The sequence below is a fragment of the Caulobacter sp. ErkDOM-E genome (genome assembly GCF_048541895.1).
In the GTDB taxonomy this organism is placed as follows: Bacteria; Pseudomonadota; Alphaproteobacteria; order Caulobacterales; family Caulobacteraceae; genus Caulobacter.
In genome coordinates this window covers 872,755-885,390 of sequence record NZ_CP183331.1, presented here as the reverse complement: position 1 = coordinate 885,390, position 12,636 = coordinate 872,755, and the positions used below count along the sequence as shown (strand labels likewise).

Annotated in this window: 12 protein-coding genes and 2 pseudogenes; 7 read left to right on the top strand and 7 right to left on the bottom strand. The window is 68.4% G+C overall.

All coding sequences use genetic code 11. From position 1 onward, the window contains the following. From ACN2C7_RS04370 to didA, 3 genes are all read right to left on the bottom strand, one after another. The gene (locus tag ACN2C7_RS04370; RefSeq protein WP_419320072.1) at window positions 1-447 is read right to left on the bottom strand and encodes a hypothetical protein; all 447 of its coding nucleotides are present in this window, start codon (window positions 445-447) and stop codon (window positions 1-3) included. Between the two features lie 64 nt (window positions 448-511). Beyond that, a complete protein-coding gene (gene dgcA, locus ACN2C7_RS04365; RefSeq protein ID WP_419320069.1) occupies window positions 512-1,537 on the bottom strand; it encodes an N-acetyl-D-Glu racemase DgcA in 1,026 nt (341 codons plus the stop codon). Window positions 1,538-1,578: 41 nt separating this feature from the next. Next, the gene (gene didA, locus ACN2C7_RS04360; protein ID WP_419320067.1) at window positions 1,579-1,785 is read right to left on the bottom strand and encodes a DNA damage-induced SOS-independent cell division inhibitor A; all 207 of its coding nucleotides are present in this window, start codon (window positions 1,783-1,785) and stop codon (window positions 1,579-1,581) included. A 122-nt stretch (window positions 1,786-1,907) separates the two neighbouring features. On the opposite strand from didA, the gene ACN2C7_RS04355 reads away from it, so the two are divergent. Continuing rightward, window positions 1,908-2,222: a polyhydroxyalkanoic acid system family protein gene (locus ACN2C7_RS04355; RefSeq protein ID WP_419320065.1), complete on the top strand. Its 315-nt coding sequence runs from the start codon at window positions 1,908-1,910 to the stop codon at window positions 2,220-2,222. Window positions 2,223-2,249: 27 nt separating this feature from the next. Here ACN2C7_RS04355 and ACN2C7_RS04350 read toward each other — a convergent pair whose 3' ends face one another. Beyond that, the gene (locus ACN2C7_RS04350; protein ID WP_419320063.1) at window positions 2,250-2,657 is read right to left on the bottom strand and encodes a DUF983 domain-containing protein; all 408 of its coding nucleotides are present in this window, start codon (window positions 2,655-2,657) and stop codon (window positions 2,250-2,252) included. Window positions 2,658-2,706: 49 nt separating this feature from the next. On the opposite strand from ACN2C7_RS04350, the gene ACN2C7_RS04345 reads away from it, so the two are divergent. Then, on the top strand, window positions 2,707-4,098 hold the full coding sequence (locus ACN2C7_RS04345; protein WP_419320061.1) for a PLP-dependent aminotransferase family protein: 1,392 nt from the start codon (window positions 2,707-2,709) through the stop codon (window positions 4,096-4,098). Between the two features lie 120 nt (window positions 4,099-4,218). Here the strand turns inward: ACN2C7_RS04345 and ACN2C7_RS04340 are convergent, their stop codons facing one another. After that, entirely contained in the window at window positions 4,219-4,422 is a 204-nt protein-coding gene (locus ACN2C7_RS04340; RefSeq protein ID WP_419320059.1) for a hypothetical protein, read from the bottom strand. Between the two features lie 74 nt (window positions 4,423-4,496). Next, window positions 4,497-5,129: a TetR/AcrR family transcriptional regulator gene (locus ACN2C7_RS04335; protein WP_419320057.1), complete on the bottom strand. Its 633-nt coding sequence runs from the start codon at window positions 5,127-5,129 to the stop codon at window positions 4,497-4,499. Between the two features lie 153 nt (window positions 5,130-5,282). Here ACN2C7_RS04335 and ACN2C7_RS04330 point away from each other — a divergent pair, with 153 nt between their 5' ends. From ACN2C7_RS04330 to ACN2C7_RS04315, 4 genes and pseudogenes are all read left to right on the top strand, one after another. Next, window positions 5,283-6,317 carry an efflux RND transporter periplasmic adaptor subunit gene (locus ACN2C7_RS04330; protein WP_419321399.1) on the top strand — a complete coding sequence of 345 codons (1,035 nt, stop codon included), beginning with the start codon at window positions 5,283-5,285 and terminating at the stop codon, window positions 6,315-6,317. A 2-nt stretch (window positions 6,318-6,319) separates the two neighbouring features. Beyond that, the gene (locus ACN2C7_RS04325; RefSeq protein ID WP_419320056.1) at window positions 6,320-9,385 is read left to right on the top strand and encodes an efflux RND transporter permease subunit; all 3,066 of its coding nucleotides are present in this window, start codon (window positions 6,320-6,322) and stop codon (window positions 9,383-9,385) included. A gap of 238 nt (window positions 9,386-9,623) precedes the next feature. After that, complete coding sequence (locus tag ACN2C7_RS04320; RefSeq protein ID WP_419317709.1) at window positions 9,624-9,965, top strand: endonuclease domain-containing protein; 342 nt, start codon at window positions 9,624-9,626, stop codon at window positions 9,963-9,965. Between the two features lie 258 nt (window positions 9,966-10,223). Continuing rightward, a pseudogene (locus ACN2C7_RS04315) lies at window positions 10,224-10,363 on the top strand (hypothetical protein); the annotation flags it as partial. Window positions 10,364-10,480: 117 nt separating this feature from the next. Here ACN2C7_RS04315 and ACN2C7_RS04310 read toward each other — a convergent pair. Next, window positions 10,481-10,599, bottom strand: a pseudogene (locus ACN2C7_RS04310) (hypothetical protein); the annotation flags it as partial. A gap of 335 nt (window positions 10,600-10,934) precedes the next feature. Between ACN2C7_RS04310 and ACN2C7_RS04305 the strand changes: the two are divergent. Beyond that, complete coding sequence (locus ACN2C7_RS04305) at window positions 10,935-12,578, top strand: phytoene desaturase family protein (RefSeq protein WP_419320055.1); 1,644 nt, start codon at window positions 10,935-10,937, stop codon at window positions 12,576-12,578. Window positions 12,579-12,636 lie beyond the last annotated feature (58 nt).

Here is a 12,636-nt window from a genome sequence, read left to right as displayed (position 1 = left end):
TCAAGAGGGACGCTGGCCGGACTGGCCCAGATAGCGCCATGACCGCCAGGTCCCAATGGCATAGGCCACGCCGTAGAGCAGCACGATCAGCGAACTCCAGACGGCAAAGGCGTTAATCAGCCCGGGCTTCAACACCAGGATGGGAAACAGGATCAGGCCTCGCGCCAGATAGATCGCGCTGATCGTCACAAGGCCCGTGCGGATCAGGGGCAGCCGCGGGATCAGCCCTGCGCCGGAAAAGGCATAGGCCGACCAGATCGCCAGGATGGTCGCGATGCCCAGGGTCGTCACGACGGGAACCCAGGACCCCTGCTCGGCCGCCCGGGCCATGCTCTCGCCCGCACCGAAGAATCGGTACCAGTCCGGTCCGCCGGCGATCACCGCGATATGCAGCAGCGCGGCGGCGGCGCTGAGCAAGCCTGCGGCGATAAGCCATTTGTCTCGCATGAGGTCCTCCGCTTAACCGGAAACCATGGTCACGCTTTGGGGCAAAGATGGGGCCGCCCGGGCGTCAAAGCCAAAGGCCCGACGCCTCGATCCCATCGCCCCAGAACCCGGGTTTTGGCGGCGTGATCACCCCGCCCTCGACGCGCAGCCCGCCGGGGTGATCCACGGCCAGCCACCACGGCCCGTCGAGATCGGCGAACTGGCAGCTTCCGGCCAGATGCAGGGCCGGGGCGATGCCCAGCGACGAGGCGACCATGCAGCCGGTCATCAGCTGGAAGCCCAGGCCCCTGGCCTGTTCCAGCATCCGCACGGCTTCGGACAGGCCGCCGGTCTTGTCGAGCTTGAGGTTCACCGCCTGATAGCGCCCGCGCAGGGCCGCCAGGTCGCCGCCGACATGCACCGACTCGTCGGCGCAGATCATGTAGGGGGGGTCATAGCCCTCCAGCGCCTGGTCGGCGTCGGCCGGCAGGGGCTGCTCGACAAGCGCGATCGGCAGGTCAGCCAGCAGCGAGCGCAGGCCGTGCAGGATCTCGAACGTCCAGCCCTCGTTGGGATCGACGATCAAGCGGGCGTCGGGCGCGGCGGCGGCCACGGCCCGCAGGCGGGCGGCGGGGTCTTCGGCGCCCAGCTTGATCTTGATCAGCGGCGCGGCGGCGACGGCCAGCGCGGCGGCGGCCATGGCCTCGGGCGTGTCCAGGCTGACCGTGACGGCGGTGACCAGCGAGGTTGGAACCGGCAGGCCCGTGGCCTCGGCGACGCTGACGCCGGTGAGCCTGGCGCGCAGATCCCACAGCGCGCAGTCCAGGGCGTTGCGGGCCGCGCCGGGCGGCAACAGGGCCAGGGCCGCGCCATGATCGATATTGCCCTCGCCCGCGCGCTCAAGCATCGCCATAGCCGGCTGCAGCTGGGCCAGAACGCCCGCCACGGTCTCGTCATAGCGGCCATAGGGCACGCTCTCGCCACGTCCGACCTGACCGCCGGCCCGGGCCTCGACCACCACCACCTCGGCCGCCGTCTTGACCCCGCGCGAGATGCGGAACGGGGCCTTCAGCGGGTGATGGACGGCGCGGGCGGTGACGGACAGCGACATGAGCCAAGGCTTGTCATTGTTCGCGGGGCTTGGCGAGACCTCTACCAGGACCAGTGGCGGCGGATCGGCGAGTCGGCGCGGCGCTCGCGGAACACCTTCATCGCCAGGGGCCGGTCGACCACGAACAGGGCCAGCCAGACCAGCAGAACGCCCGCATAGCTGACCGCGCCCACAACGCCGGTGGGACGACCCGGACGGGCGGGACGGCGGGTGGGTTGAAAAGCGTCGGGCATGGCGTAGTCGGTCATGGCGTCCTCCTGGGATGCCTCACCCTCGCCCCTGCCTACGTCGGAAACGGACGCATGTTCCGTAACGCCGAACCGTTCCTATCTTCGGGACGTCGCCAGCGAACCTTCAACAGAGACCCATCATGTCCAAGCCGATCACGATCACCATCTCCCACCAGCTCGGCGCGGTCGAAGCGCGGCGGCGGATCGAGACCGGCTTTGCCCAACTGACCGCCCAGATCCCGGGCGGCAAGGCCGATCAGGTGCATCAGTCGTGGGACGGCGACACCATGACCTTCTCGGCCGTGGCCATGGGTCAGACGATCAGCGGCGCCATGGATGTGCTGGATGACATGGTGAAACTGGATATCGTCCTGCCCGGCATGCTGGGCATGATCGCGGGTAAGATCCGGGATCAATTGCAGAAGCGTGGCCAGCTGCTGCTGGAAAAGAAATAGCCGTTCTCCCCGGCGAAGGGGGCCCGTTTACAGCCGACGGCTGTCGCGGTCGTGCCGTCCGACGCTCTCGAACCGGCCTTCCTCGGCCTTGTGGATGTATTGCGACGCCACCAGCCAGGCCTTGACCGGCCGCAGCGTGCCCAGGCACGCCGCGATCAGGGCCGGGAAGACGGTGACGAAATGCACCCAGATCGGCGGGCGATAGGCGATCTCGACCCAGGCGAACACGCCGATCACGATGATGCCGACACCGCTCATCACGAAGAAGGCCGGGCCGTCGGCCGGGTCGGCGAAGGCGTAGCTCAGACCGCAACGATCACAGGCCGGGGCCAGCGTCAGGAACCCCTGGAACAGCTTGCCCTCGCCGCAGCGCGGACAGCGGCAGCGCAGGCCGGAAATGACGGGCGGGGGGGAGTTGTAGACTGGATCGGCCATCAAAAGCCCTTCCTACAATCGCGCAATTGATACATACATTCTGGATACAATGTATGTATTTGTGAGCCGCGAGACAACCGCCGTGCTGTCGCATCCGTCCGCCGCCTGGCTGAAACGCGCAGAGTCCCTGACCGGTCCCGTCTATCAGCGGCTGGCCCAGGCGCTTGAGGCCGCGATCGCGGACGGGGAGTTGCAGGCCGGCGACCAGATCCCCGCCCAACGCGAAGTGGCCCGGCTGGTCGGCGTGGACTTCACCACCGTGACCCGCGCCTACGCCATCGCTCGCGAGCGCGGCCTGATCGAGGGAACCGCCGGTCGTGGCACCTTCGTGCGCGGGCGGGTCGGCGAGGACGAAGCCGGGCTGGTCGATCTGTCGATGAACCTGCCGCCCCAGCCTCGAGGCCTGAACCTGGGCGCCCTGCTGCGCGAGACGACCGCCGCGGTGCTGGCCCGCACCGATCCGGCGGCGCTGATGGCCTATCACCCCGGCGCCGGATCCCTGGCCCAGCGCACGGCGGCGGCCAGCTGGCTGGCGCCGACCCAGGGCGCGGTTTCGCCGGAACGCGTGCTGATCGGCAGCGGCGCCCAGACCGCGCTCAGCGCCCTGCTGGCCCTGCTCGCCCGCCCGGGCGAGACCATCATCGTCGAAGCCCTGACCTATCCGGGCCTGCTGACCGCCGCCGCCCAGCGGGGCCTGCGGGTCATCGCCTGCCCGATGGATGATGAAGGCCTTGAGCCACAGGCCCTGGCCCAGCTCTGCGCCCGGCATAGCCCCCGCGCGATCTGCTGCACGCCCACCTTCCAGAACCCGACCACCGCGACGATGAGCCTGGCGCGTCGCGAGGCCATCGTCGGGGTCGCCCGGGCGGCCGGGGTCGTGATCCTCGAGGACGACGCCTATGGCCTGTCGCCGGCCGCGCCCCTGCCCGCCCTGGCCAGCCTGTGGCCGCAGGGGGTGTTCCACATCGCCACCACCGCCAAGACCCTGTCGCCGGGCCTGCGCATCGCCTTCGTGGCGGCGCCGGAAGATCGCGTGGCCGAGACGGCAGGAGCCCTGCACGCCATCGCCCAGATGCCAGCGCCCTTGATGGCGGCCGTGGTCACCAGCTGGATCCGCGAAGGTGACGCCCGGAGGGTGCTGGACGGCGTGCGCCACGAGGCGATCGAGCGGCGGCGTCTGGCGGCCGAAATCCTGCCGATGGCGGTCGGCGGGCTTGAGAGCCTGCATGTCTGGCTGGAATTGCCCGCGGGGTGGAGTGCAGGCTGGATGCTTGAGGCGGCGCTGACGCGGGGGCTGTCGCTAGTCGATGCGGCGGCGTTCCGGGCTCCAGGCGTTTCACGCGAGGGCGTGAGGCTGTCCTTGGGTGCGCCCAGCAAGGCGGCCACCCTGGCGCGGGCGTTGCGAGAGGTGGCGGGGTTGTTGAGGGCGGGGCCGCAATAAAAGCTGTCATCCCGGGCGAAGCGCAGCGCAGACCCGGGACCGCAACAATCGCGGAGCTTCCGGCGGTCCCGGCTCGGCGCGCTTCGCGCTTGGCCGGGATGACATGAATGAGGGTTGATCCTAGAAACCGTCCTCGTCTTCTTCGGCGCCCTCTTCGCCGGCGTCGCCGCCGGTCGCCAGTTCCAGCGAGTCGATGATGTCGTCCATCTGCTCGGCAGTGATCGAGACATACAGGGTGTCGCCGCCGATGGCCGAGACCAGCAGGCGATAGCCGTCTTCAGTTTCTTGCAGGCTGAACGACTGGAGGGGCTGCAGCTTGGCCATGGGAGGCTCCGGTAAAATCAAGGCGCGGATATAGGCTCCCGGAGCCGACTTTGCCACGCCCCTGCGTCAGCGCTCTACTTCAGGGCGCCACGCCGCAGCATGGCGATATGGGCCGCGATCAGGGTTTCGCGCTCGACCCACGGAAATTCCGCCCGGGCGATCAGCAGCGACACCAGGCCATGAAGACCGGCCCACAGGGTCTGGGTGGCCAGTTGCGCGTCGTCCAGAACCGTCAGGCCGGCGGCCTGGTACTCACCGACCATGTCGCGGAAGAGATCGAACGCCTCCAGCCCTGCGATCAACGGCCGGTCGGCGGTCTTTTCCAAAAACGCGCCATCATGGCTTTTCTCGATCATGAAGGCCACGCGATAGGGGTTGGGGTTTTCGATCCCGAAATCGACATAGACCCGCAGCGACCGCTCGAAATTTTCCACTGTCGGCTGGCCGTGAACGCGCGCGGCCCCCATCCGCTCGACCAGGGTGGCGAAGGCCCGCACGCACAGCTCGGCGGCCATGTCGTCCTTGGTGGTGAAATAGGCATAGAGCGCCGGTTGCGAAATTCCGGCCAGCTCGGCGATCTGCCGGGTCGAGACGGCATGGACGCCGCGCTCGCTGAACAGGGTCAGGGCGGCGGCGAGGATCTCTTCGCGGCGTTCGGCGCCGTGGCCCTTGGCCTTACGCGGCGACCGCGTGGTTGACGTCTTCATTTTCCAACCTTCATCACTCCGCGCCAAGCTTGACAAGCGACAACAATCTATCACTGATAACTTATCATTGATTGATCTGGAACAAGGACGATGCGGCGCTCTCCCCAGCCCCTTCTCCAACGCGCGTTGCGGCCGCTCGTCTTCGCCGCCGCCATGCCCTTGCTGGCGTCATGCGGCGGCAAGGCCGAGCAGGCTGAAGCCCCTGCCCTGCCGACGCCCGTCGAGGCCGCTCAGGTCGCCGCGCCCCATGCCGCCGACGCGGTTTCGGGAACCGGCACGCTGGAGCGTCGGCGCGAAATGGCGCTGTCGTTCCGCATCGCCGGGGTGCTGACCCGCATGAGCGTCGAGGCCGGCGACAGCGTCCGCGCCGGCCAGGTCATCGCCACCATCGATCCGGCCAATCTGGACGCCCGCCAGCAGCAGACCTCGGCCGACCTCGAGCGCGCCCGTCGCGACGTCGAGCGCGACAGGGCCCTGTTCGAGAAGGGCTATGTCAGCCGCCAGCGGCTGGACGACCGCCAGAGCGTGCTCAAATCAGCCCAGGCCGCCTATAGCTCGGCCAGTTTCGACCGGCGCTGGGCCCAGCTGGTCTCCCCCGCTTCGGGCGTGGTGCTGGCCCGCACGGCCCAGACCGGCGAGGTGGTCCAGCCCGGCCAGGTGGTGGCGCGCGTCGCCGATCTGACCAGCCCGCTGGTCCTGCGCCTGCCGCTGGCGGCCCGTGACGCCGCCCGCGTCCGGGTGGGCGACAGCGCCCGGGTCAGGGTCGAGGATCTGGACGGACAGCTGCTGAACGGAACCGTCACCCGCGTGGGCGAGGCGGCCGACACCCGCACAGGGGCCGTGACCGTCGAGATCGAACTGGCGGGCCGCCCAGAGCTGCGCAGCGGCCAGATCGCCAATGCCGAGCTGACGGTTCGCGCGGCCTCCCCTGCCCGCGCCGGGCCAGCCTTCGCCCGCATTCCCGCCGAGGCGGTGCTGGAAGCCCAGGGCGCCCGCGCGTTTGTGCTGCGACTGGATCGCGGCGTCGCCCGCCGCACGGCTGTCGGCTTTGGCGGCTTTGACGGCGACGACGCCCTGGTCTCGGGCCTGGCCGACGGCGCCCAGGTGATCACGGCCGGGGCCGGCTTCGTCTCCGACGGCGAGAAGGTCCGCGTCGTCGACCCCGCAAAGCTGGCCGGGAGCCGATAGTCGTGAAGTTCGACCTCGCCGGACTGGCCGTTCATCGCTGGCAGTTCACCCTGGTGGCGTTTGGCCTGCTGGTCATGCTGGGCTTCAACGCCTTCACCAGCATTCCGCGCTCGGAAGATCCGCACTTCCCGATCCCGATCGTCATCGTCCGCGCCGTGCTGCCGGGGGCCGAGCCTTCCGAGATGGAGCAACTGGTCGTCGACCCGATCGAGGACGCCGTCGACGGTCTGGACAATATCGAAAAGGTCGAATCGACCAGCGCCGACGGCGCGGCCTCGGTCCGCGTCCACTTCACCTGGGATGTGGATCCCGAGCGCAAGTACGATCAGGTCGTGCGCGAGGTGAACGCCATTCGCGGCAATCTGCCGACCGGCATTGCCCGGCTGGACATCCAGCGGGCCCGCACCACCGAGGTCGCCATCGTCCAGGTGGCCCTGACCAGCGATGTCCTGCCGATGCGGCGCCTGGAAAAGACCGCCGACCGCCTCCGGGAACGGCTCGACCGCGTGCCCGGCGTGCGCGAGGCCCGCTATTGGGGCGCGCCGTCTTCCGAGGTTCAGGTCACCCTGGACCTGGCGCGTCTGTCGGCCCTGAAACTGCCGGCAACCGCCGTCGCCGACGCCCTGCGCCAGGCGGGCGCCGAGGCGCCGATCGGCGCCGTGCAAGCCGGAGAGCGGCGCTTCAACGTCAAGTCCGGCGGGGCCTTCCGCTCGCTGGAGGCCGTGGGCAACACCCCCGTGCGCGCCATCGGCGGCCAGGTCACCCGGGTGCGGGACGTGGCCAAGGTGGCCTGGGCCCAGCAGGAGCCGACCCATCTGGCCCGCTTCAACGGCCAGCGCGCCGTGTTCCTGACCGTGACCCAGAAGGACGGCCAGGATGTCACCAAGATCACCAAGAGCGTCGAGCAGGTGCTGGACGAGTACGAGAAGATCCTGCCGGCCGGGGTCAAGCTGCAGCGCGCCTTTGTTCAGGCCGACAACGTCAAGCACCGGCTCAACGCCCTGTTCCGCGACTTCGGCATCGCCCTGGTTCTGGTGCTGATCACCCTGCTGCCGCTGGGTCCGCGCGCCGGGCTGGTGGTGATGGTCTCGATCCCGCTCAGCCTGCTGATCGGCCTGTCGATGCTGCAGGCCTTTGGCTTTACCCTCAACCAGCTGTCGATCGCCGGCTTTGTGCTGTCGCTGGGCCTGCTGGTCGACGACAGCATCGTCATTACCGAGAACATCGCCCGTCGCATCCGCGAGGGCGAGGAGCGCACCGAGGCGGCGGTCAACGGCACCCGCCAGATCGGCCTGGCGGTGATCGGCTGCACGGCGACCCTGATGCTGGCCTTCCTGCCGCTGATGGCCCTGCCGGCCGGCTCGGGCGCCTATATCAAGTCGCTGCCGGTGACGGTGCTGTGCACCATCGCCGCATCCCTGCTGGTCTCGATGACCATCATTCCGTTCCTGGCCAGCCGGATCCTCGACAAGCATTCCGATCCCGAGGGCAATGCCCTGCTGCGGGCCGTCAATGGCGGCATTCACCGCTTCTATCGCCCGGTGCTGCACTGGGCTCTGGCCCGACCTTGGGCGGCGCTGGCGATCATGCTGGCCCTGTGCCTGACCACCTATCCGATGCTGAAACTGATCGGCTCCAGCCTGTTCCCGCCGGCCGAGACGCCGCAGTTCCTGGTGCGCATCGAGACGCCCGACGGCTCATCCCTGGCCCGCACCGACCGCGCCCTGAAATTCGTCGAGCAACGCCTGAAGGCCACCCCCGAAGTGACCTGGCGCGCCGCCAATCTGGGCCGCGGCAATCCGCAGATCTTCTACAACCAGTCGCAACGCGAGAGCGCCACGACCTATGCCGAGGTCTTTGTCAGCCTCAAGGCCTGGGAGCCGGACAAGAGCGACAAGGTGCTGGACGGTCTGCGCAAGGACTTCAGCGACTTCCCCGGCGCGCGGATCAGCGTCGTCACCTTCGAGAACGGCCCGCCCATCGACGCGCCGATCGCCATTCGCCTGACGGGCCAGAACCTTGACGCGCTGAAGGCCCTGGCCGCCCGCGCCGAGGAGATCCTGAAGGCCACCCCCGGCACGCGCGACGTCACCAACCCCGTCCGCCTCGACCGCACCGATCTGGACCTGGGCGTCGACGAGGCCAAGGCCTCGGCCCTGGGCGTGCCCGCCGGCGCGGCCCGCCGCGCGGCGCGGCTGGCCCTGTCGGGCGAGGAAACCGCCCGCTTCCGCGATCCGGACGGCGACGACTATGCGGTCAAGGTGCGGCTGCCGATGGAAGAGGCCGACGGCGCGGCGCGCAATCCGCTGTCGGCCCTCAAGGGGATCTATGTGCCCACCGCCGACGGCCTGGCCGCGCGCCTGGACGCCGTGGCCACCCCGACCCTGAAATCCAGCCCGGCCCGCATCGACCGCTTCGACCGCGAGCGGACGGTGACGGTCACCGCCTATGTCTCCACCGGCTTCCTGGCCGCCAAGGTGACCCAGGACGTCGTGGCCCGGATGGAAAAGGACCTGCCCATGCCGCCCGGCTATCGCCTGGGCCTGGGCGGCCAGGCCGAGGCCCAGTCGGAAAGCTTCGCCGGTCTGGGCGCGGCGGTGCTGGTGGCCGTGTTCGGCATCCTGGCGGTGCTGGTCCTGGAGTTCCAGAAGTTCAAGACCGCCCTGGTCGTGGCCGGCATCATCCCGTTCGGCATCTTCGGCGCGGTGGCGGCCCTGGCCATCACCGGCAACTCGCTGAGCTTTACGGCCACCATCGGCCTGATCGCCCTGATCGGCATCGAGATCAAGAACTCGATCCTGCTGGTCGACTTCACCGAACAGCTGCGGCGCGAGGGCATGGGTCTGCACGACGCCATCGAAAAGGCCGGCGAGGTGCGGTTCCTGCCCGTGCTGCTGACCTCGGTGACGGCGATCGGGGGCCTGCTGCCGCTGGCGCTGGAGCGGTCGGGCCTCTACTCGCCGCTGGCCATTGCGATCATCGGCGGACTGATCACGAGCACGGTGCTGTCGCGGGTGGCGACGCCGGTGATGTACTGGCTGACGGCGCGGGGGGATGAGCGGGCCTAGGGTTTCCGACGGCGCCCACGCGGCGGGCGGCGCAGGCGGAGCGACACGTGGCCTAAAAGCTGACGCCGCCAAGGTCCGGGAAGGGTGGAGAGCGGACGCTCTGAACGAAACCCTCTCTCTTTGAGAGAGGGCGGGGCCCGCCGCCGTAGGCGGTGGGAGGGTGAGAGGTTTCGCCGTTGGCCGGAAAATCCCGATTCCTGTCGTTGAGCGCCCTGACGCTTCAGATCATGCTCTCGACATGGACAAGACCGCCATTGCCCGTCGCCTCCGCCGCAACCAGACCCTGGCCGAGAAGACGCTATGGACCCTCGTTCGCAATCGCCGACTGGGCGGGTTCAGGTTCCTGCGGCAGGTCGCTATAGACCGCTACTTCGCCGACTTCGTCTGCGAGGCGGGCAAGCTGATCGTGGAGCTAGACGGCGAGGCCCATGAAGGCCGCGAGGACTATGATGAACAGCGCACCCAGGCGCTGGAACTCTACGGCTATGTTGTGATGAGGTTTCCCAACGCGCGGGTGCTGACCGACCCTGGCGGCGTATCAGATGACATCCTGGCGGTGCTTCGTTCGGACAGGGTGTAACCTCTCACCCTCCCACCGCTGCGCGGCGGGCCCCGCCCTCTCTCAAAGAGAGAGGGTTGATTGAGCCCGGCTTGGGTCGAAAGCGGTCTTTGGCTCATTGCCAACAAGCGGACGCCCTGCGTCCCGCTCATCCTTAAATCTCTTGGAGGCTGCAGCGTGCCGGTCTGACCAGGTCAGACCGGCGATCGTCTCGCCGTGAGATTTAAGGATGGCTCCCTTCGGCGCGAAGGGGGGCGGGGGCGCCAATCCCATAAATCACCGTCATTCCCGCCCTTGTGGCGGGAACCCCTCTGTCCGCCGCAGGTGCGGGAGGGGCGAAGTGCGCGCGCACTTCGCTGGCGTCTCACGGGTCAGCTGAAGCAGGGGTTCCCGCCACAAGGGCGGGAATGACGGTAGGTATGGGGATTGGCGGCGCTACATCCCCGTTCTTTCGGAAACAAACTTCAGCTCAATCAACGCACTACAAAATAGTCGTTCGCGCCAATCAGACGCGCCGAAACCACCCGCATAATCATCCCACCTCGCCGCACGGGAAGGGCGCAAGGCCAGCGACCATTGCGGCGGCGGGGGGTGATCGAGCGGGGCTGGGGTCGAGGGGGATACTCGACCGGTCCGGGGATCCTGGCGTTGCAGGACCCGCCCGCCGTCGGCGTGGATGGGGATCAAGGCGAGTGTTGGTCAGGATTGGCCCCACGCCCCCCGACCTTCGGGACTTCGGGAAACCGAAGCTTCCGGGTCCCGGTAAGGCCCCAACTGGGCCACCCGCCGGGACGCTGATGGATAACGGTTGCGCGGAGCGCTCGGCTTCGTCGAAACGGCTATTCTATTTTCCTCCGGACGTTGTCCGGACGCTCCGCGACCCTTTCCATCCCTTCAGCGAGTGATCGCGTGAGGCTGAAACCCCGCGCGCCCTTGCCTATTATACACTCGTATAGCAACCTCTCCCCTTCAACTCGGGGACGACATCACATGGCCACCACCCAAACCCGCGACGCCGTCATTATCGGCGGCGGCCACAACGGCCTCGTCTGCGCCTTCTACCTGGCCACGGCCGGGCTGAAGGTCACGATCTGCGAGGCCCGGGGCGTGGTCGGCGGGGCGGCGGTGACCGAGGAATTTCACCCAGGCTTCCGCAACTCCGTCGCCAGCTACACGGTCAGCCTGCTGAGCCCCAAGGTGCTGGCCGACATGGGCCTGCACGGCCATGGGCTGAAGATCGTCGAGCGGCCGATCTCCAACTTCCTGCCGATCAGCGACAGCAAATATCTGAAACTGGGCGGCGGTCTGGAGCGCACCCAGGAAGCGTTCCGCCAGTACAGCCGCCGCGACGCCGAGGTGCTGCCGGCCTATTACGCCATGCTCGACGAGATCGGCGACGTACTGCGTGACCTGGCCGCCGAGACCCCGCCCAATCTGGGCGACGGCATCCACGGCCTGTTGCGCGGCGCCCGCCAGGGCACGCGGCTGGCCCTGCTGAGCAAGGAGCGCAAGCGCGACCTGCTGGACCTGTTCACCAAGAGCGCCCGCGACTTCCTGGACGGCTGGTTCGAGAGCGACGCGGTCAAGGCCAGCTTCGGCTTCGACGCCGTGGTCGGCAATTTCGCCAGTCCCGACAGCCCGGGTTCGGCCTATGTGCTGCTGCACCACACCTTCGGCGAGGTGAACGGCAAGAAGGGGGCCTGGGGCCACGCCATCGGCGGCATGGGCGCGATCACTCAAGCGATGGCCAAGGCCTGCGAAGCGCTGGGCGTCGAGATCCTGCTCGATGCGCCGGTCGAGGCGGTGCACGTCGAACACGGCAAGGACGGCCCCCGAGCCACGGGCGTGCAACTGGTGGACGGCCGCCAGATCATGGCCCCGATCGTTTCGTCCAACCTCAATCCGTCGCTGCTGTACGGCAAGCTGATCGCCCCCTCGGCCCTGCCCGCCGCCTTCACGAAAGCGATCAAGGGCTACAAGAACGGCTCGGGCACCTTCCGGATGAACGTGGCGCTGTCGGAGCTGCCGGACTTCACCTGCCTGCCCGGCAAGGTCTCGGCCGAGCACCATCAGTGCGGCATCGTGATCTCGCCCAGCCTGGACTACATGGACGAGGCCTATCGCGACGCCAAGGCCTTCGGCATCAGCAAGAAGCCGATCGTCGAGATGCTGATCCCCTCGACCCTGGATCCCACCCTGGCCCCGCCCGGCCAGCACGTGGCCAGCCTGTTCTGCCAGCAGTTCGCCTGGGACCTGCCTGACGGTCGCACCTGGGACAACGAGCGCGAAGCGGCGGCAGACCTGATCATCGACACGGTCAATGACTGGGCCCCCAACTTCAAGGCGTCGGTCCTGGGACGGATGATCCTGTCGCCGACCGACCTGGAGCGGAAGTTCGGCCTGGTCAACGGCGACATCATGCACGGCCACATGTCGCTGGATCAGCTGTGGGCGGCGCGGCCGGTGCTGGGCCACGCCAGCCATCGGGGGCCGCTGAAGGGCCTCTACATGTGCGGCGCCGGCTGTCATCCGGGCGGCGGGGTGTCCGGCAATCCGGGGCGCAACGCGGCGCGCGAGATCCTGCGCGACAAGGACTTCGTCACGGCGCTGAAGCTGTCGGCGGTGGGGCGGTGATGGCTGGATCACTTGCCCCCTACGGATCGCTTCGCGATCGTCTTCCCCCGGAGGGGGA

Excerpts from the sequence above, each read along its gene's own strand:
- ACN2C7_RS04370 (WP_419320072.1), bottom strand. The coding sequence starts at position 447 with ATGCGAGACAAATGGCTTATCGCCGCAGGCTTGCTCAGCGCCGCCGCC.
- dgcA (WP_419320069.1), bottom strand. The coding sequence starts at position 1,537 with ATGTCGCTGTCCGTCACCGCCCGCGCCGTCCATCACCCGCTGAAGGCC.
- didA (WP_419320067.1), bottom strand. The coding sequence starts at position 1,785 with ATGACCGACTACGCCATGCCCGACGCTTTTCAACCCACCCGCCGTCCC.
- ACN2C7_RS04355 (WP_419320065.1), top strand. The coding sequence starts at position 1,908 with ATGTCCAAGCCGATCACGATCACCATCTCCCACCAGCTCGGCGCGGTC.
- ACN2C7_RS04350 (WP_419320063.1), bottom strand. The coding sequence starts at position 2,657 with ATGGCCGATCCAGTCTACAACTCCCCCCCGCCCGTCATTTCCGGCCTG.
- ACN2C7_RS04345 (WP_419320061.1), top strand. The coding sequence starts at position 2,707 with ATGTATGTATTTGTGAGCCGCGAGACAACCGCCGTGCTGTCGCATCCG.
- ACN2C7_RS04340 (WP_419320059.1), bottom strand. The coding sequence starts at position 4,422 with ATGGCCAAGCTGCAGCCCCTCCAGTCGTTCAGCCTGCAAGAAACTGAA.
- ACN2C7_RS04335 (WP_419320057.1), bottom strand. The coding sequence starts at position 5,129 with ATGAAGACGTCAACCACGCGGTCGCCGCGTAAGGCCAAGGGCCACGGC.
- ACN2C7_RS04330 (WP_419321399.1), top strand. The coding sequence starts at position 5,283 with ATGCCCTTGCTGGCGTCATGCGGCGGCAAGGCCGAGCAGGCTGAAGCC.
- ACN2C7_RS04320 (WP_419317709.1), top strand. The coding sequence starts at position 9,624 with ATGGACAAGACCGCCATTGCCCGTCGCCTCCGCCGCAACCAGACCCTG.
- ACN2C7_RS04305 (WP_419320055.1), top strand. The coding sequence starts at position 10,935 with ATGGCCACCACCCAAACCCGCGACGCCGTCATTATCGGCGGCGGCCAC.